The following is an 18388-nucleotide window of genomic DNA, read 5'->3' on the forward strand; positions in this document are numbered from 1 at the left end:
GAGGTCGGCGATCGCGTCAGTGGTAACCCGGTGCGGCGACGAGCCGCCCAAGGCGAGCATCGCTGATGGCTGGTGTTTCCGGCCGAAGTGCGCGCAGCGTGTGCACCAGTTCGCCGTAACTCTCGGCGAGCTGCGCGAACAGCGTCGTATACGCGGATCGGCCGACTTCCGCGACACCGCGATACGCACTGCGCCCGATGTCGATGAAATAGCGCACGTCGACATGGCGGCGCTGCGCCAGCGCGGGATGCAGCCCCGCGATCAACAGACAGCGATCGCCGACATCGCGCAATGCGTCTTCCTGCATGCGTCCGCCGAGCGATTGCGCATGCAGCCACTCCAGCGCCTGCGTGCGTGCGAGCAGCTGGCCATCGCCTTGATGCCGCAACAGCACGAAGACGAGATAGCTCTCGCGCGATTCGTCGAGTGCGCAGCCCGCGCGCTCGCCCGCCTCATGCACCAGCGCCTGCCACAGTTCGGCGGGCGCACCTCGACGCAGCTCGACCATCGCGGACCTCCGATCACCCTTCGGCCATGCCTCGTCTATCGACCGGTTCGCGGTCGACTGGAGGTGCGAAAGGAGCGAACTGCGATGCGCGGACCGAGCCGCGACGAACGTCAGGGTCGATAGACCCAGTGGCGCGACAGCAGGAAGCCGATCACGCCGAGCACGAACTCGACGCCCGGCTTCGCCAGCCACGCCCAGTGCAGGCCGACGTACTGGTCGATCGCGCCGAGCGACCACGTGCTGACGATGGTCGTCGACACCCACATGACCATGTAACGCGTGAACTGCGGGCCGCCCGGCGCCGTGTCGCCGTCGCCGAAGGTGAAGCGCCCGTTCATGCGGAAGCCGAGCAGCGCCCCGGCGATGCGGCCGATCACGTTCGCGATCTCGATGGTCATGCCGGCGTGGCTGAGCGCCACCACCACCGCCCAGTCGACCAGCCACTGGATCAGGCCGATGGTGAGGTAGGCGCGGCTCTGTCGACTGAGGCTCATCGGGTTCCGGGTCGGGGCAAACGCCAGCACTCTACCGGGCCGACGGTCAGCAGCGGGTGGGCGCCGGACTGGACCAGCCCGGCGCGCCGCGCGGGCGTGGCGTCCGCTGTGCGCATGAGCACCACATCGATGCCGGCATCGCGCAGCAGGTCCGCCCAGGTCGCGCCGGTGGGGTCGCGGTCCGCCCCGAGCGCCGCCGTATTCAGCGACGGCGCGTACCAGAGGGTGGTGCGGCCACGGCCGGCCAGTTCAGCGTGCGTCGCTGCGCCGAGGTCGAGTACCGTCGCCTGAGGCGCGAGCACGCGCAGCCGCTCGATCGCCAGGCGCTCGGGTGCGTAGCGCGCGAACAGCGGCGCATCGCGGCCACCCGCCACCAGCGCGCGCTTGATGCCGCCGGTGTGCGGGATCCAGTGCGCGTTCGCCTGGAACGCGAGATCGAGCGCGCACAGGGCGATGCCGAGCAGCGCCGCCCGCCACGGCGGCAGCACGTTCGCCATTGCCACCACCGCGATCGGTACGAGCACGACCAGGCCGGGCACGACGTAGCGCGCGTAGGCGATCAGCGCCATCGGCGCCACCACGGCGAACAACGCGCACGCGGCGAGCGCGCGGGTGCGGCGGTCGATCAGCGCAACCATGGCCGCGCCGGACAGCGCAATCAGCGCAAAGCCGAGGCCGCCGTTCCAGCCTTCGAGATGCGCGCTTGTCAGGAACGTCATCGACCATGGCAACGGCACGCCGGCGACCCTGTGCCAGCGCGGATCCTCGAAATTGGTCGTCGCGAAACACGGCGAGTGGAAGACACCATTGAGCAGCGGCAGTACCGGGTTGCCGCAGGTCAACGTGGCGTAGGTGTAGCTGGAGGCGGCGACGAGCAGAAATCCGAATGCTGCGACGGCGAAGGTGTTCGCGCGCGCGCCACGTCGATGTCGCCACGCCGCCAGCGCGACCAGCGGCAGGCCCGCGACGAAATGGATCGACTTGAGGCCAGCGAGGAAACCGGCGAGCAGCGCGATCGCGATCAGTGCGCGACGACTGTCGCGCGGCGCAACAGCCAGCGTCGCCAGTGCGAGCAGCGCCGCCGAGGCCGGCAACTCGGTGTGCATGCTGCCGGCGAGTGCGGCGATCGGCGGCAGCGTCGCGACCATCGCCACGGCCAGGGCACGCATCGTCGCGCTGGCGCCGAGCGACGCGGCGAGTCGATACGCCCCGATCGCGATCGCCAGCAGCCACACCGCATCGACCGCGCCGCGCGCCTCCTGCCGCGCCATCAGCTGCGCGAGACCCTGCAGCACGTCGCCGGCCCACGGCGCCAGCGCCCACACCTGCTGCGACGCATCCAGCGCATAGCGGCCGTGTTCCATCAGCTGCCACGGCAGGCCGAGGTGGTAGGCGAGATCGTCGTACTGCAGGGTCGGCAGCCACGTCCCCGCGGACGCGAGCGCGACCGCGAGTGCCGCCGCGCTCCATGCACGCGGCGCGGCGTCAAGCGACGCGCGCCAGTCGTGGAAACCGGTCTGGACGGCGGCCCGCACGGCGCGTCGGCGCAGCACCGTGATCGCGCCAAGCACAACGACATACAGCCACGTCGAATGGATCGGCAACGGCAACAGCCAGCCAACGACACCCGCGATCGCTGCGGCACCGACGACGAACGCCGTCGCGACGTCGTCGATCAGGCAGGTGCCGATCCCGATCGCCGCCGCGACCAGCAGCGCCGTCGCAAGCACCGGCAGCGGGCCTGCCATCGTCACCAGCGCAACGAGTCCGACCAGTGCGATGCCGTCCGCGACGCGGCGTCGGGCAACACGCGCCACGCCCCATGCGAGCGCGAGCCACAGCAGCGCGAGCACCAGCGACTCGCCGAAGCGTGCGGCCGGCAACCACTGCCACATGCGATGGCCGACGAATCCCAGCGCGCACGCGAGCATGCCCGCCTCGACGAGGCGGCGCTGGACAGGGACGCCGGGCGTCGAGGGTGAAGTTGTCGGAGACACGGGCCGGCATGGTAGAGGCTCGCCGCGCGGTTTCACATCGACCGCCACGGCCGCCACGAGGCGACGGCTAGAATCGCGGCTTCCATCCCTGTCCGTGATCGCCATGTCCGCGCCCCTGCACGTCGTCATCCTCGCCGCCGGTGAAGGCAAGCGCATGAAGTCCGCGAAGCCGAAGGTGCTGCAACCGGTGGCGGGCGTGCCGATGCTGCAGCACGTGATCGAAACGGCGCGCGTGCTGATGCCGGCCGGGATTCACGTGGTGTACGGGCATCGCGGCGAGCAGGTGCGCGGCGCATTCGATGATTACGTCGATCTCGACTGGGTGGAGCAGACCGAGCGCCTCGGTACCGGCCACGCCGTGCTGCAGGCGATGCCGCAGATCGAGCAGGACGCACGCGTGCTCGTGCTCTACGGCGACGTGCCGCTGATCCGCACGCACACGCTGCAGCGTCTGCTCGAGGGGGAAGGCCGCATCGCGATGCTCGCTGCGGAACTCGAGAACCCGAATGGCTACGGCCGCGTGATCCGCGACGCCGCCGGCAAGGTCGCCCGCATCGTCGAGCAGAAGGACGCCACCGACGACGAGCGCGAGATCACCACCATCAACACCGGCATCCTGGTCGCCGACGCCGAACCGCTGCGTCGCTGGCTGGGCCACCTGGGCAACGACAATGCGCAGGGCGAGTACTACCTCACGGACGTGTTCGCCGCCGCCGCCGATGAATTCAGTCCGGCCGAACTGGTGCTGGTCGAGGATCCGATCGAAGTCGAAGGCGCAAACGATCGCTGGCAGCTGGCGCAGCTCGAACGCGCGTTGCAGCGCCGCTGCGCGAATGCCCTGTGCGTCGCCGGCGCGACGCTCGCGGATCCGAACCGTTTCGACCAGCGTGGCACCGTGCGCGTCGGCATGGACGTGTCGATCGATGTCGACGTCATCCTCGAGGGTGATGTCGAACTCGCCGACGGCGTGCATATCGGCCCGTTCTGCCGGCTCAAGAACGTCAAGCTGGGCCCGGGCACCGAAGTGCGTGCGCACTGCGACCTCGAAGGCGTGGTCGTCGAAGGCGCTGCGCAGATCGGCCCGTTCGCGCGGCTGCGCCCGGGCACGGTGCTCGCCGACGGCGTGCACATCGGCAACTTCGTCGAAACCAAGGCGACGACGATGGGCGTCTCGAGCAAGGCCAACCACCTCGCGTATATCGGCGATTCCGTCGTCGGCAGCCGCGTCAACATCGGCGCCGGCACCATCACCTGCAATTACGATGGCGCGAACAAGCACCGCACGACGATCGGAGACGAAGCCTTCATCGGCTCGAACAGTTCGCTGGTGGCGCCGGTCACGATCGGCGCAGGCGCGACGATCGGTGCGGGCTCGGTGATCACCAAGGACGCACCGGCGGGCGAACTCACGGTGGGCCGTGCACGCCAGGCCACGCTGGAAGGTTGGCAGCGTCCGAAGAAGGCACCGAAGTGAGCGACGGCTTCGTCGTCCGTACCGATCGCGAGGCGGTCGACGTCGATCTTGTTCACCACTGGCTGTCGACCGAGTCGTACTGGGCGGCCGGCATTCCACGCGACACCGTCGCCCGCGCGATCGCGAACTCGCTGTGCTTCACCGGGCTACTCGACGGTCGTCAGGTCGCATTCGCTCGCGTCATCAGTGACTTCGCGACATTCGCCTACCTCGCCGACGTATTCGTGCTCGACGAGGTGCGCGGCCGCGGCTATGCAACGCAGTTGATGGACGCCGTGTTCGTGCATTCCGACCTGCAAGGCCTGCGCCGCTTCATGCTCGCAACCCGCGATGCGCATGCCCTGTATGCACGTTATGACTTCACGTCGCCAGCGAAACCGGCATCGCTGATGGAACGTTACGCGCCGGACATCTACCGCAGCGCGTAATCGCGCTCAGGCCGGCAGTGTCATCGACACGCAGAGGCCGCCGTCAGTGCGGTTGGCCAACGACACGCGACCGCCGTGCGCTTCCGCAATTTCGCGCACCAGCGCAAGACCGAGGCCGGTGCCGTTGCGCTTGGTCGAATAGAACGGCAGCAGCGCGTTCGCGAGTACCGCGTCGTTCATGCCCTGCCCGCGATCGAGCACATCGATGCGCCAGGCGTCAGGCAGCCGCCGCAGCACGAGTTCGACGTCCGCATGCTCCGAGCCCGACTCGTGCGCGTTCTTGAGCAGGTTGAGCAGCGCCTGCTCCATCTGTGCGAGATCGATGCGCACCACGCCGTCGACATCGGTCTCGCCCTTGAACGGCACCTGCGCATGGAGCTGCGCGAGAAAGCGCGACCACTCCACGGGCTCGGTACGCGGCGCGGGAAGCTTCGCGAAGCGCGCGTAGTCGCGGATGAAGCCTTCGAGATGACGCGCGCGCTCTTCGATCGTCGCCAGCGCAGTTGGCAGGCGATCGTACTGGCCGCGCCGCACCAGTTCCGCGCCGGAATGCGCGAGCGAGGCGATCGGCGCCAGCGAATTGTTGAGCTCGTGCGAGATGACGCGGATCACCTTCTTCCACGTCTGCACTTCCTGTCGGCGCAGCTCGGCGGTGAGCTGGCGCAGCAGCACGAGTTCGTGGCGTCGGCCGTTCAGGCGGAACTGGCGACGCGAGAGGTGGTAGACGTCCTCGTCGTCGTCATCGTCATCGCCCACGGTGAACATCGCGTCGCCGCCGCGCTCGAAGGCGTCGCGCAGCGCTTCGGGCGCATCGGTCAGCAGATCGGTAAACGTGCGACCTTCCAGGCGCCGCCCCTCGCCGAGCATGCGGCGCGCGGCTAGATTCGCATGCACGACGTGCCCGGACGGCCCGACCAGCACCATCGAGACCGGTGTGTTCTGCACCATGGTGTCGAGCAGGAGCTCGCGCTGCACGAGCGCGACGCGCTGGTCGCGAAGCACGTCACCGAGCGCGTTGTGGCTGTCGACGAGTTCACGGAGTTCACCGTCCCCATCCCACGTAAGGCCAAAGCTGAAGTCGCCATCGCGATAGCTCGCCACCGTGCCGGCGAGTGCGCGGAATAGCGAATGCATCGGCGCGAGAAGGCGCCGCACGTGGTAGGCGAGCAACGGAAGATCGAGCACGACGGCGAGCACGACCGAGGTACCGACGTGATGCAGGACGAACAGGTCCAGCACGATCGCGAGCGTCGCCGTGAACAGCGCATGCAGCGCTGCGACCACCGTAAACGTGGCGGTCAGCGGCAGGCGGCGCAGCGCACGCATGGCATCGAATCCACGAAAGGCCGCTGCGAACTCACGGCCGCGCGATCCCCAGCCGCTCCATGCGGCGGTACAAGGCCTGACGGCTCAGGCCGAGATCGGCCGCGGCCTGTGCGACCACGCCGGCGTGGCGCGTCAGCGCGGCTTCGATGCTCGTGCGGTCGGGCTCGTCGACCGACACCGGCGCGACCGCGTGCTCGGGCAGACCGAGATCACGCGCCTCGATCGCGTCGCTCCGTGACAGCAGCGCCGCGCGCTGCACCACGTTGCGAAGCTCGCGCACGTTGCCCGGCCATACGTGCGCGAGCAGCGTGCGCTCGGCGTCGGCGGCGAACCGCTTGCCACGCGGCAGGAAATGGCGCGCGAGTGGAAGGATGTCGTCGGGGCGCTCGACGAGCGCGGGCACGCGCACCTCGACCGCGTTGAGTCGATAGAACAGGTCCTGCCGGAACTGGCCTGCGGCGATCATCGCGTGCAGGTCGGCATTCGTCGCACTGATTACGCGCACCTTGACCGTGCGTTCGCGATTGCCACCAAGGCGCTCGAAACGCCCGCTTTCCAGCACGCGGAGCAGCTTCACCTGCCCCGCCGGCGACAGCGTGCCGATCTCGTCGAGGAACAGCGTGCCGCCGTCCGCGGCTTCGAACTTGCCCTCGCGCGCGCGGTTGGCGCCGGTGTAGGCGCCCGCTTCGGCGCCGAACAATTCGGCCTCGATCAATTCGCCCGGCAGCGCGCCGCAGTTGAGCGCAACGAACGGGCCATCCTTCACCGCCGAATTCGCATGAACGATCTCGGCGAACTTCTCCTTGCCCGCGCCGTTCGGCCCGGTAATCAGCACCGGCAACTCGGAGCGCGCGACCTGGCAGGCCAGCGACAGCGCGGCTTCGGTCGCGGCGTCGGCGAATACGACGTCGCGCAGATCGAACTCGCGGGCCAATGCTTCGCGACGACGACGCTCGGACGACAGGCGACGCCCGATCTCCTGTCGCGCCTGCGACAGCTCCAGCAGGTTGTTGACCGACGCCATCAGTCGGCGGTCGTCCCAGGGCTTGCCGAGGTAGTCGGCGGCGCCGGCGCGCACGAGGTCGACCGCGGCGTCGAGATGGGTCCACGCCGTCAGCAGGATCACCGGCAGATCCGGGTGGCGCGCGCGGATCTCGGCGAACAGCGCGCGCCCCTCCTCGCCCGACGTGGTGTCGGCATGGAAGTTCATGTCCTGCACGACCATGTCGACCGCTTCGCGATCCAGCACCGCGAGGCCGGCGTCCGGCGACTCCGCGCGCAGCGTCTCGATGTCGTGCAGCGAGAACAGCACGTCGAGCGCGGTGGCGACCGCGGGGTTGTCGTCGATGACGAGCACGCGCGCCATCAGGCCACCGTTTCGTCAGAAGCCGCGCACATCGATCGACGTGCGCGGCGATGGAGGTCGGACATGGTTTCCCCTGCGGACATCAGGCGCTGCGCGTGGCGATCGCCGGCGGGACCGCGGCCGCGCGCGAGGCCGGCCCGTATACCGCCAGTATGCCCAAGCCCCACAGCGTCAGCATGCCGTAGCCGAGGTAGGCCAGCGGCAGGCGCGGCAACTCCATCGTGCTGACCAGCACCTGATTGAGCGCGAGCGCCAGCGCGATGCCGACGACGATCCCGATCGTGCTGATCATCGCGTTCTCGACGAGGAAGTAGCGCAGGATGTCGACCTTCGTCGCGCCCAGCGCACGGCGCACGCCGATCTGCTTGCGACGCTGCGTCACCCAGAGACTGGCGAGGCCGACGATGCCGCTGCCGGTGACGAGCAGCAGGCCGACCGTCACCGCGATGAGCATGCCGGCGATCGAGCGTTCGCCCTGGTAGCGGCGCGCGCGTGTCTCGTCGGCCGAGCGGTTCGACGTCAGTACGCGGTCGTTGCGCAGCTTCACCAGCGCGTCCTCGGCCGCGCGCATCACGCGGTCGCGCTGCCCCGGCGCCGCGTGCACAGCGTACGAGCCCTGGCTGGCGATGTAGCGCACCGGCAGCACGAAGCTGCTGTACGCGTTGTCGCTGCGCTGCGCGAACGGCGTCATCAGCGTATCGATCACGCCGACCACGCGCATCGGCACGCCGTCCGCACCGCTGCCGAGCGACACCGGGCGGCCGACGTACGAGGTCGCGTCCGGCCACAGCTTCTTCGCCATCGCCTTGGTGATGAGGACGCTGTCGGCGCCGAGCTGGCCGGCGTCGGGATCCACCGTGCGCACATCGTCGGCCGTGAAGTCGCGGCCTTCGACGATCTTCAGGCCCAGCGTCTTCACCACGGAATCGGGCGAGAAATACGCGGCGCCACTGACGCCCGACGACGGATCCTGCGGCGTCGTGGTGAGGCCGAGGCCCCAGCCGTTCTGCGTCATCGGGAACTGGTTGACCCACGCGGCGTCGACGACGCCGGGAATCGCCTTCAGCACTTCGACGTCGCGCTTCTGCATCGCTTCCTTGTCGGCCATCTCGCCGATGCCATCGAAGGTGATGAAGAACGTGTTGGGCTCGTCGACGCCACTCGGGCGATTCGACCGCGCGACGCGATCGTTCACGATGTACAGCGCGTTCGCGATGATCGCGAGCGTCAGTGCGATCTGCGCGGCGATCAGCACGGCGCCGGTCTTGCTGCGCAGGAGCGCGGACAGGATGGGACGGATTTCCATGACGTTCTCCGCTTACTGCGACTTGAGCTGGACGGCCGGACGCACTTGGCAGGCACGCCAGGTGGGCAACAGGCCGGCGAGCAGGCTGGCAAGGATGGACAGGCCGATCGCGGTGCCCAGCATCACCCAGTCCATGTGCGCGAGCGTCTTGATCTGCTCGGACTGATGCGCCATCAGCGCGAGGATGCCGAACGTCAACGCGACGCCGAGCGCACCGCCGACGATGCCGATCACACCGGCCTCGGTGAGGTATTGCTTGAACACCTCGAGGCGCGGCGCGCCCAGTGCACGCCGCACGCCGATCTCGCCGCTGCGCGCGGTGAACTTGGCGAGCAGCAGGCCGATCACGTTGACCAGGCAGACCAGCAGGAAACCGAACGCAAGCCAGGTCTGCAGGCGGCTGTCGTCATTGACGACTTCCTGCTTGTCCAGCCATTCCATGACGTTATACGTGCGGTTGTTGAGCGGGCGCTCGAAGCGGCCGAGCTTCTTCTGCTCGCGCACGTAGTCGTCGAGGTACTGCGAATAGGCTACGCGGTCGCCCGGGCTCGCGAGCTCGGCCCAGAACTGCACCCACACGCATTCGGAGTCCATCAGGCCCTGGTAGCCCGGCTTGATCTCGCCGTTGGTGTTGCACTCCACGCTGCCGTTCGGATCCATCTCGTTGCTGATGGCGTTGTTGAACGGAATGAATACTTCTTCGAAACCGAGCGTGTTGCCGCCGACCAGGCGATAGAACTTCGGCAGCGGTTCCCAGCGATTGATGACGCCGGTGATGCGGTAGTCGCGGTTCTCGAAACGCAGTGTGCGGCCGACCGGATTCGCATCGCCGAATACCTTGTCCGCGAGCTTCTTCGAGATCACCGCCACGTTGCCGCCACGGCTGTCGTCCGCCGCGCTCCAGGCACCGCCCTGCGCGAACGGCACGTCGAACATCGAGAAGAAGTCGTTGTTGACGGCTGCGCCGTCGACGAGCTCCGGGCGTGCGTCCGGCTTGCTGCTGCTCACCGCACCGCCGATGCCGAGCACGGCCGTCGAATGCGCGCTCTTGCCGGAGGCGCGCAGCGCCACCGCATCGCGGTACGTCAGCTGGTTCGGCGGATCCTTGCTGGGGTTGGGCTGCTGCAGCGGCGCATTGTCGAGCAGTGGCACGATCAGCCGATCGGACTTCTGCGGAATCGGATCACCGCTCATCGCGTACAGCAGCGTGAGCGAGGACATGCTCGCCGCCACGCCGACCGCGAGCGTCAGCACCATCAGCGCCGTCAGCACGGGATTGCGCCGCAGGTTGCGGACGCCCAGTTTCAGATAGTAGGTGAACATGGCGGCGACCTCAGGCCGAAGCCTGCACGGACGGATGCGTCACCGCGTGCAGCGCGCTGGCCGCGCTGATGTCGGTGACCAGGCCGTCCATGATGTGGATATTGCGCTGCGCACGCGCCGCAAGTTCGGGATCGTGCGTGACCATCACGATCGTCGTGCCCTTGGCGTTGATGTCCTCGAGCAACTCCATGACGCCACGCGCCATCTGTGAGTCGAGGTTGCCGGTCGGCTCGTCGGCGAGCAGCAGCCGCGGGCTGCCGGCGAGCGCGCGGGCGATCGCGACGCGCTGCTGCTGGCCGCCCGACAGCTCCGCCGGGAAATGCTTCATGCGCGACGACAGACCGACCTGCCCCAGCGCATCCTCGATGCGCTTCTTGCGATCGGCCGAGCCGAGGCCGCGGTAGCGCAGCGGCACGTCGACGTTGTCGAAGAGATTGAGATCGGGAATCAGGTTGAAGCCCTGGAAGATGAAGCCGATCTTCTCGTTGCGCAGCTTCGAGCGCTGGCTATCGTTGAGCCCGCGCGTGTCGACGCCGTCGAGCTTGTAATCGCCGCCGGTGAAGTCTTCGAGCAGGCCGGCGATGTTGAGGAACGTGGTCTTGCCCGAACCCGACGGCCCCGTCACCGCAACGAACTCACCTTCGCGGACGTGGATGTCGAGCCCGCGCAACGCGTGCGTCTCGATCATGTGGGTGCGGTAGACCTTGCTGAGCTGGGTCATGCGAAGCATGCGGACGTCCTCGGGCTGCGATTATTGAGAGAGGGAGACTTTTTCGGCGTCGCCGAAGAGGTCGCTGCCGGCGACGACGATGCGATCGCCCGGCTTCGCGCCATCGAGCAGTTCGACGGCGGAGATACTGGTGGCGCCGACGCGGATCGGGCGCTTGGTCGCGCTGCCGCCATCGACGAAGTAGGCGTAGCGGCCGCCGCCGTTGTCGACGAACGGACCGCGCTCGACCATCAACACGTTCGGGCGTTCCTCGATCAGCACGCGTGCGGTGACGCGCTGGTTCTGGCGCAGGCCCGGCGGCTGCTTGCTGCCGGCGAAGCGCACACGCGCCAGCACTTGGCGGTTCACGACTTCCGGCGAGATCGACGAGATCGTTGCGTCGGCAGTGTTCGCGCCGACCTGCACCTGCGCGGTCATGCCGAGGCCGAGGTCTTCGGCGTACGTCTCCGGCACTTCGAGTTCGACTTCCAACTTGGAGAGATCGACGACCGTGAGCAGCGCTGCATTCGCCGGCACCACCGCGCGGTCGGCGACCAGCTTCGTGCCGATCACGCCGTCGATGGGCGATCGCACGTTGAGCTCGTCGACGCGGCGCTGCGCTTCGGCCACGACCAGGCGCTGGCGCTGCGCTTCCTGCGCGCTGGTCTGCACGCTGTAGCCGGCGCTCGTGCCCGTCAGCTGCGCAGCCTTGATCGCGTTCTGCGAGCGGATCTGCGCAGTCTTGAGCGCGTCCTGCGCACGCAGATAGTCGATCTCGGCCAGCGCGCCGCCGCGGAACGCATGCTCGATGCGTTGCAGGTCGCGCTGCGCGGCGAGCAGGCCGATCTGCGCTTCGTCGGCTTCCTTGCGCGCATCGAGGCGCGAGCGCGAAGCGGCGATGCGCGCGGTGCCGGTCTGCGCTTCGAGCTGCTGCAGCGTGGACTGCTCGCGCGCGAGTTCGCTCTGGAGTTCCGGCGAGACCAGCCGTGCGATGACATCGCCCTTGGCCACCTTGTCGCCGGCGTGCTTCTCGAACACGACGGTCGACGCGACCGGCGCGTACAGCGTCGGGCTAACGGCCGCGACCACGCGGCCGTTGACCTGCGCATCCCGCACCAGCGTGCCGCGGGTGACTTCCGCGATGCGCAGGCGCTGCACGTCGACCGAGCGCGAGCCGGTGAAGCGCGCGGCGACGCCGAAGGCGAGCACGAGCGCGACGGCGGCGGCCCCGCCGATGAGGAGCAGGCGGCGCCGGCCCCGGCCGGGTTCGGTGGTGGAAACCTGCACGTCCTGTGCGGAGGTGTCGCGGATGGCCATGGGCGGATGGGATGCTGAGGTTCTGAAGCGGCTTTAAGCACGCATCGTGCCAACCGCAAGCCGTTGATCCGTATGGCCGAAACCCGAACGGACGCCGTCCGCGGACACCGCCCGCGTCCGCCGGACGGACACCCCGGCCGCTACACTAGGCGCCTTATCGGAGGAGCTTCCCTATGTGCGGCATCGTCGGCGCGATCGCGGATCGCGATGTGGTCCCGGTTCTCATCGACGGCCTCAAGCGACTCGAGTACCGCGGCTACGACTCGGCCGGCATCGCGGTGATCGACGGCGACGACGTGCGCCGCGTGCGCCGCACCGGTCGCGTCGCCGAAATGGAGAACGCGGCGGCGCAGGAGAACTTCCACGCGCGCCTGGGCATCGGCCATACGCGCTGGGCGACGCATGGCGGCGTCACCGAGACCAACGCGCATCCGCACATCTCGTTCGGCGAACTCGCCGTGGTGCACAACGGCATCATCGAGAACCACGAGCAGCAGCGCGACCGCCTGCGCGCCGAAGGTTATGTGTTCGAGTCGCAGACCGACACCGAAGTCATTGCACACCTCATCCACTTCCACCAGAAGCGCGGCCTCGACCTGCTCGCCGCGACGCAGATCGCCGTGCGCGAACTCGAGGGCGCGTACGCGATCGCCGTGGTGAGCAAGCGCGAGCCGGGCCGCCTGGTCGCCGCGCGCATGGGCTGCCCGCTGCTGGTCGGGCTTGGCGATGGCGAAAATTTCGTCGCCAGCGATGTCTCCGCGATCGTGCAGGCCACGCGCCGCGTGATCTTCCTCGAGGAAGGCGACACCGCCGACGTGACGCGCGAGTCCGTGCGCATCTTTGACGCGAGCGCCACGCCGGTCGAGCGCGACGTGCACGTCTCCGACGTGTCGCTGGCGTCGCTGGAACTGGGCCCGTACCGCCACTTCATGCAGAAGGAGATCCACGAACAGCCGCGCGCAGTCGCCGACACCATCGAAGCACTGATGGACGACGGCACGTTCAGCGCCGAGTTGTTCGGCCAGGATGCGGCCGAGGTACTGCGCGACGTCGAGGGCGTGCAGATCCTCGCCTGCGGCACGAGCTACTACGCCGGCTTGACCGCGCGCTACTGGATCGAAGCCATCACCGGCCTGCCCTGCTCCGTCGAGATCGCGAGCGAGTACCGCTACCGCGACGTCTACGCGAATCCGAAGAACCTGATCGTCACCATTTCGCAGTCGGGCGAAACGCTCGACACGATGGAAGCGCTCAAGTACGCGAAGTCGCTCGGCCACACCAAGACGCTGTCGATCTGCAACGTCCCGGAAAGCGCGATCCCGCGCGCCAGCCGACTCGTCTACTACACGCGTGCGGGCGCCGAGATCGGCGTGGCGTCGACCAAGGCGTTCACCACGCAGCTGGTCGCGCTGTTCACGCTCACCTGCACGCTCGCCAAGTTGCAAGGCCGCCTCGACGGCGCGCAGGAACTCGCCTACATCGAGGCGCTGCGCCAACTGCCGGGCAGCGTGCAGCATGCGCTCAACCTGGAGCCGCAGATCATCGCGTGGAGCGAGCGCTTCGCGCCGAAGCAGCATGCGCTGTTCCTCGGCCGCGGCGTGCACTACCCGATCGCGCTCGAAGGCGCGCTCAAGCTCAAGGAAATCTCGTACATCCACGCCGAGGCGTATCCGGCCGGCGAGCTCAAGCACGGCCCGCTCGCGCTGGTGGACGAGGCGATGCCGGTCGTCGTCATCGCGCCGAACGATGCGCTGCTGGAGAAGGTGAAGTCGAACATCCAGGAAGTGCGCGCGCGCGGCGGCGAGATGTTCGTGTTCACCGACGCCGACAGCCATTTCGGCGAGTCCGAACAGGTGCACGTGATCCGCACGCCGCGCCATGTGGGCGTGTTGTCGCCGATCGTGCACGCGATCCCGGTGCAGTTGCTGGCGTACCACGCGGCACTCGCCCGCGGGACCGACGTCGACAAGCCGCGCAACCTCGCCAAGTCGGTCACCGTCGAGTAATCGCACGCGGGGCTTGACCCTCACGCGACGTCAGCCCCGATGCTGGCGTCGACGGATGGAGCGATGTCGATGCGTCGAACGGTCAAGCAACTCGCGAAGGTGTCGGGCGTCAGCGTCCGCACCCTGCACCACTACCATGCGATCGGACTGCTGGTGCCGGCGGAAGTCGGTACGAACGGTTACCGCTGGTACGGGCAGGCGGAGCTGCTGCGCTTGCAGCAGATCCTGTTCTTCCGCGAGCTCGGCTTCGAACTCGCCGCGATCGCCTCGGTGCTCGACGACGCGGCGTTCGACCTGCGCACCGCGCTGCTCGCGCATCGCGCGCAGTTCGAGGAACGCCTCGGGCAGCTGCATCGCCTCATCCGCACCATCGACCACACGGTCGCCACCCTGGATGAGGACAAGACAGTGAGCAACGACAAGGCACTATTCGACGGCTTCGATGCCGAAAAGCAGGCTGCCTACGAGGCGGAGATCAAGGCGAAGTACGGGGAACACGGCGAGCGCGGCGTCGAGCATGCGCAGCGCACGATGGCGACGTGGGGCGACGACGACAAGGCGAACTTCCTTGGCGAATTGCGCGAGATCGAACGTGGTCTGGCCGATGCGATGGTCGCGGGCGATGCGATGGATTCGCTACGCGTCGAAGCGTTGATCGCACGCCATCGCGACTGGGTCGGCCGCAGCTGGCCGCGTCCGCCGGATGCGGCGGCCTATGCGGGCCTCGCCGACATGTACACGGGGCATCCGGATTTCGTTGCGCGTTACGAAGCTATCCGCCCGGGTTTTGCCGACTGGCTGGCCGATGCCATGCGGTCGTTCGCGCACACCCGGCTGACCTGACGTCGCGCCTCAGTGGCTATCGATCGACGGCATTGTCGCGAGCGCCTGCTTCAACGCGTCAAACTCCACCCGCAGCACCGCAGGTTGCGCCACGGCGTCGGCGACGCGTCGCGCTCGCACTTCGTCCGCGAGCGCTGCAAACGCCTGCCGTGATTGCGCGATCGCCGCAGCCGCGAGCGGCGGGCCGCTCGGACCCGCGGACTCACGCGACCACGCGATCGCCAGCACGCGATAGGCCAACCGCTCTGCGGCGGCGACCACGGGCCACGCCTGCTCGGCGACGCGACGCCGCCCCGTCGAACCGTTGAGGCCCTCCTCGTACGCCTGCGCGAGCGCGAAGGTCGAACGCTGCAGGCGCGCGCGGGCCTGGCGTGCGTTGCGACCGGTGACGTCCCCGGCTTCGACGTGTTCGAGCACCGAGGCCGCGGCGTCGAGCACGTTGGCGACGAGCGTCGGCAGGCGCTCCGCCGTCGGCTTGGGCGGAATCAGCGCATAGACGACGAGTGCACCGAGGCAACCGATCGCCGTGTCGACACCGCGTGCGATCAGGTAACTGCCATGCACATCCGGATGACCGCCACTCGCGATCGTCAGCGCGGAAGCGGTAATGAAGATGCAGGCGATCGCGTAGTTGCGGACCACCAGCATTTCGATCGCGAACTGCAGCGCCATCGCGACCAGCGCGAGCACGAGCCCGTCCGGATGCAGCTTCAGGATCGCCGCGGCCAACAGCAGCCCGATCCAGGTACCGAGTGACCGCTGCAAGGCGCGCTGCAGTGTGCGCGTCCAGTCGAAGCCCACGTGCAGCATCAGCACGGCCGCGGCGACGGCCCAGTACGCGCGCTCGAGATGTGCGCCGGTCGATCGCGTCGAGGCGGGCCTTCAAGGCATCGGATGGGGACGCAGGCTCGGCCGCTACCGCGTCGGCGAACAGCGTGTGCAGCTCGCGATTGAGCGTGCGCAGCCGGCCGACCGTCGCGTCGCCGCGCGAACGCGCGGGCTGCTGCGCCACGAGCGCGATCCACGCCTGCTGGAGCGCGAGCGCCGCGCGACGACGCGCACCGTCGGCGTCCGCACCGTCGCGTGCGTCGATGAACGCCGCGACCGCGCGTCGCGCCGTGTCCAGCGCACGCCGTTCCGGTCCGTGCGGATCCATCAGCCCGCCGGCCATCTGCACGATCCATGCGAACGCGCCGCCGGCGAAGATCAGAAGGGCCGAATGCAGCGGCGACAGATGCGACGCGCGCATCGCCGTGCCCGACGCGCAGGCCAGCACGATGATGTAGGCGCCGGGTGGCCCGGTCTGCAGCGCGTTGCACAGCCACGTCGCCAGCGTCGCCGTGAGCGCGACCGACAGGATCGTGCTCCACACCGCACCCCCCGCCGCGATGCCGACGCCCACCGCCAGCGCCTGCGCGAACGCGATCGAGGCGAGCAGCCACGCCCGGCTGCGATACGGCCGCCCACTGCCATACAACGCGGTGTAGCCGCCGATGGAGGCCATCAGGCCTGCAGCCATATCGCCCGCCAGCCAGCCGACCACGATCGGCACGCCGACGCACAGCGCCGCGCGCGCCGAGAAGCGCCAGCGCTGCGGGGGCGGCGCCTGCTGCTGGAACAGGCTGCGGATCAGCGCCCACGGCGTGCGGAGGACGGGGCCGGACACGGTGCTCATGCGAGGCGGCGGAGCTCGCATGCTAGGCGCCGACGCGACCGGCGGCCGTCAACGCCGTCGGCAGACGCATAACGAGCGCACCAGTACGCTTCGCCGATCCGTCCGGAGACATCCATGACCACGTCATTCCCCCGTCGCACCCTCGGCCAGGGCCTCACCGTTTCGGCGATCGGCCTGGGCTGCATGGGCATGTCCGACTTCTACGGCCCCAGCGAGGAAGCGGCCAACCTCGCGGTGCTGAACCACGCGCTCGATATCGGCATCAATTTTCTCGACACCGCCGACATGTACGGCGTCGGCGAGAACGAGAAGCTGCTCTCGAAAGTGTTGAAGACGCGACGCGACGAGGTGGTGCTCGCGACCAAGTTCGGCAACGTGCGTGCACCCGACGGCCGCATGCTGCGCGTCGACGGCTCGCCGGCGTATGTGGCCGAGGCCTGCGACGCGAGCCTCAAGCGCCTCGGCGTCGACACGATCGATCTGTACTACCAGCACCGCGTCGACCCGACCGTGCCGATCGAGGACACCGTGGGCGCGATGGCGCGACTGGTCGAAGCCGGCAAGGTACGGCATCTCGGCCTGTCCGAGGCCTCGGCCGCGACGATCCGTCGCGCGCAGGCGGTGCATCCGATCACCGCGCTGCAGAGCGAGTACTCGCTGTGGACGCGGGATGTCGAAGCGGAAATCCTGCCCACCTGCCGCGAACTCGGCATCGGCTTCGTCCCGTACAGCCCGCTGGGCCGCGGCTTCCTTACCGGCGCGTTGCCGTCCGCGCAGGATCTCGCCGCGAACGACACGCGCCGCAATCACCCGCGCTTCCAGGACGCGAACGCCGAGCGCAACCAGGCGCTGGTCGATGCGGTGAGGGAACTCGCGGCCGCCCGTGGCTGTACGCCCGCGCAGCTCGCGCTCGCCTGGCTGCTCGCGCAGGGCGAGGACATCGTGCCGATTCCGGGCACGCGCAAGATCGAGCGTCTCGACGAGAACGCGCAAGCGGTCTACATCACGCTGGACGTCAACGAGATCGCGCGCATCGATGCGGTGCTCGATGCGCATCCGGTCGCGGGTACGCGCTATCCGGCGGACGGCATGACCAAGGTGAATCTGTGAAGGGCCGCTGCGTGTCGCTGCGTATCATCGCGGACCTCCCGGGGAATGCCGATGTCCACGCACACGCAGGAAAGCAGCGCGCAGGTGTTTGCCCGTCTCGCCGACGGCGGCGGTAGCGGTACCGATGACGCGGTATTCCGGCAGGCGGTGATGACGGCGCGCGATGGCGTCGTCATCGCGCGTGTCGTCCCCGGTGCGCCGGAGCATCCGATCATTTTTGCCAACCCGGCGTTCGAACAGCTCACCGGCTACGGCGCCACGGACATCCTCGGACAGGACTGCCGCTTCCTGCAGCGCGAGGATCGCGACCAGGCGAGCGTGGCCGAGTTGCGGCGTGCGATCACTCGCGGCGAATCCTGCCTTGTCGTGCTGCGCAACTACCGCAAGGACGGTTCGATGTTCTGGAACGAACTCAGCCTTGCGCCCATGCGCGGCGCGGACGGTCGCGTGTGGCGCTACGTCGGCATCCAGAAGGATGTCAGCGACCGCATGCCGGCGCCGTAGCG

General features: G+C 68.5%; 16 protein-coding genes and 1 pseudogene. 7 read left to right on the forward strand and 10 right to left on the reverse strand.

Going from position 1 to position 18388, the window contains the following annotated elements:
* Positions 1-16: 16 nt before the first annotated feature.
* The 3 genes from DWG18_RS10795 to DWG18_RS10805 all read right to left on the reverse strand — a co-directional run bounded on the left by DWG18_RS10795 (position 17) and on the right by DWG18_RS10805 (position 2933).
* Positions 17-508: a hypothetical protein gene (locus DWG18_RS10795; RefSeq protein ID WP_115647191.1), complete on the reverse strand. Its 492-nt coding sequence runs from the start codon at positions 506-508 to the stop codon at positions 17-19.
* 110 nt (positions 509-618) lie between these two features.
* Positions 619-1002, reverse strand: a complete 384-nt coding sequence (locus DWG18_RS10800) for a GtrA family protein (protein ID WP_115647192.1) — start codon at positions 1000-1002, stop codon at positions 619-621.
* On the reverse strand, positions 999-2933 hold the full coding sequence (locus tag DWG18_RS10805) for a hypothetical protein (protein WP_115647193.1): 1935 nt from the start codon (positions 2931-2933) through the stop codon (positions 999-1001). Before DWG18_RS10805 ends, DWG18_RS10800 begins: the two co-directional genes overlap by 4 nt.
* A gap of 169 nt (positions 2934-3102) precedes the next feature.
* On the opposite strand from DWG18_RS10805, the gene glmU reads away from it, so the two are divergent.
* Positions 3103-4473 carry a bifunctional UDP-N-acetylglucosamine diphosphorylase/glucosamine-1-phosphate N-acetyltransferase GlmU gene (gene glmU, locus DWG18_RS10810; RefSeq protein WP_115647194.1) on the forward strand — a complete coding sequence of 457 codons (1371 nt, stop codon included), beginning with the start codon at positions 3103-3105 and terminating at the stop codon, positions 4471-4473.
* Positions 4470-4901, forward strand: a complete 432-nt coding sequence (locus DWG18_RS10815) for a GNAT family N-acetyltransferase (protein ID WP_115647195.1) — start codon at positions 4470-4472, stop codon at positions 4899-4901. Before glmU ends, DWG18_RS10815 begins: the two co-directional genes overlap by 4 nt.
* 6 nt (positions 4902-4907) lie before the next feature.
* Here DWG18_RS10815 and DWG18_RS10820 read toward each other — a convergent pair whose 3' ends face one another.
* The 6 genes from DWG18_RS10820 to DWG18_RS10845 form a co-directional block, all read right to left on the reverse strand.
* A complete protein-coding gene (locus DWG18_RS10820; protein ID WP_115647196.1) occupies positions 4908-6227 on the reverse strand; it encodes an ATP-binding protein in 1320 nt (439 codons plus the stop codon).
* Positions 6228-6258: 31 nt separating this feature from the next.
* Positions 6259-7593, reverse strand: coding sequence for a sigma-54 dependent transcriptional regulator (locus DWG18_RS10825; protein ID WP_115647197.1), 1335 nt, complete (start codon positions 7591-7593; stop codon positions 6259-6261).
* An 82-nt stretch (positions 7594-7675) separates the two neighbouring features.
* Positions 7676-8899 (reverse strand): FtsX-like permease family protein, encoded by a 1224-nt coding sequence (locus DWG18_RS10830; protein ID WP_115647198.1) that lies wholly within the window; start codon positions 8897-8899, stop codon positions 7676-7678.
* 12 nt (positions 8900-8911) lie between these two features.
* Positions 8912-10222 carry an ABC transporter permease gene (locus DWG18_RS10835; protein ID WP_115647199.1) on the reverse strand — a complete coding sequence of 437 codons (1311 nt, stop codon included), beginning with the start codon at positions 10220-10222 and terminating at the stop codon, positions 8912-8914.
* 10 nt (positions 10223-10232) lie between these two features.
* Positions 10233-10952 (reverse strand): ABC transporter ATP-binding protein, encoded by a 720-nt coding sequence (locus DWG18_RS10840; RefSeq protein WP_115647200.1) that lies wholly within the window; start codon positions 10950-10952, stop codon positions 10233-10235.
* Between the two features lie 21 nt (positions 10953-10973).
* The gene (locus DWG18_RS10845) at positions 10974-12248 is read right to left on the reverse strand and encodes an efflux RND transporter periplasmic adaptor subunit (RefSeq protein ID WP_115647201.1); all 1275 of its coding nucleotides are present in this window, start codon (positions 12246-12248) and stop codon (positions 10974-10976) included.
* Positions 12249-12421: 173 nt separating this feature from the next.
* Between DWG18_RS10845 and glmS the strand changes: the two genes are divergently transcribed.
* Positions 12422-14254: a glutamine--fructose-6-phosphate transaminase (isomerizing) gene (glmS, locus tag DWG18_RS10850; protein WP_115647202.1), complete on the forward strand. Its 1833-nt coding sequence runs from the start codon at positions 12422-12424 to the stop codon at positions 14252-14254.
* Between the two features lie 63 nt (positions 14255-14317).
* Positions 14318-15097, forward strand: a complete 780-nt coding sequence (locus tag DWG18_RS10855; RefSeq protein WP_115647203.1) for a MerR family transcriptional regulator — start codon at positions 14318-14320, stop codon at positions 15095-15097.
* 9 nt (positions 15098-15106) lie between these two features.
* Here DWG18_RS10855 and DWG18_RS10860 read toward each other — a convergent pair.
* Positions 15107-15940 (reverse strand): annotated as a pseudogene (locus DWG18_RS10860) (FUSC family protein); the annotation flags it as partial.
* Positions 15941-16188: 248 nt separating this feature from the next.
* Between DWG18_RS10860 and DWG18_RS15305 the strand changes: the two are divergent.
* From DWG18_RS15305 to DWG18_RS10875, 3 genes are all read left to right on the forward strand, one after another.
* Positions 16189-16383, forward strand: coding sequence for a hypothetical protein (locus DWG18_RS15305; protein WP_162823801.1), 195 nt, complete (start codon positions 16189-16191; stop codon positions 16381-16383).
* Between the two features lie 503 nt (positions 16384-16886).
* Positions 16887-17882, forward strand: coding sequence for an aldo/keto reductase (locus DWG18_RS10870; RefSeq protein ID WP_115647206.1), 996 nt, complete (start codon positions 16887-16889; stop codon positions 17880-17882).
* Positions 17883-17933: 51 nt separating this feature from the next.
* On the forward strand, positions 17934-18386 hold the full coding sequence (locus tag DWG18_RS10875; protein WP_162823802.1) for a PAS domain-containing protein: 453 nt from the start codon (positions 17934-17936) through the stop codon (positions 18384-18386).
* Positions 18387-18388 lie beyond the last annotated feature (2 nt).

The sequence above is a fragment of the Lysobacter sp. TY2-98 genome (genome assembly GCF_003367355.1).
Classification (GTDB): Bacteria; Pseudomonadota; Gammaproteobacteria; order Xanthomonadales; family Xanthomonadaceae; genus Cognatilysobacter.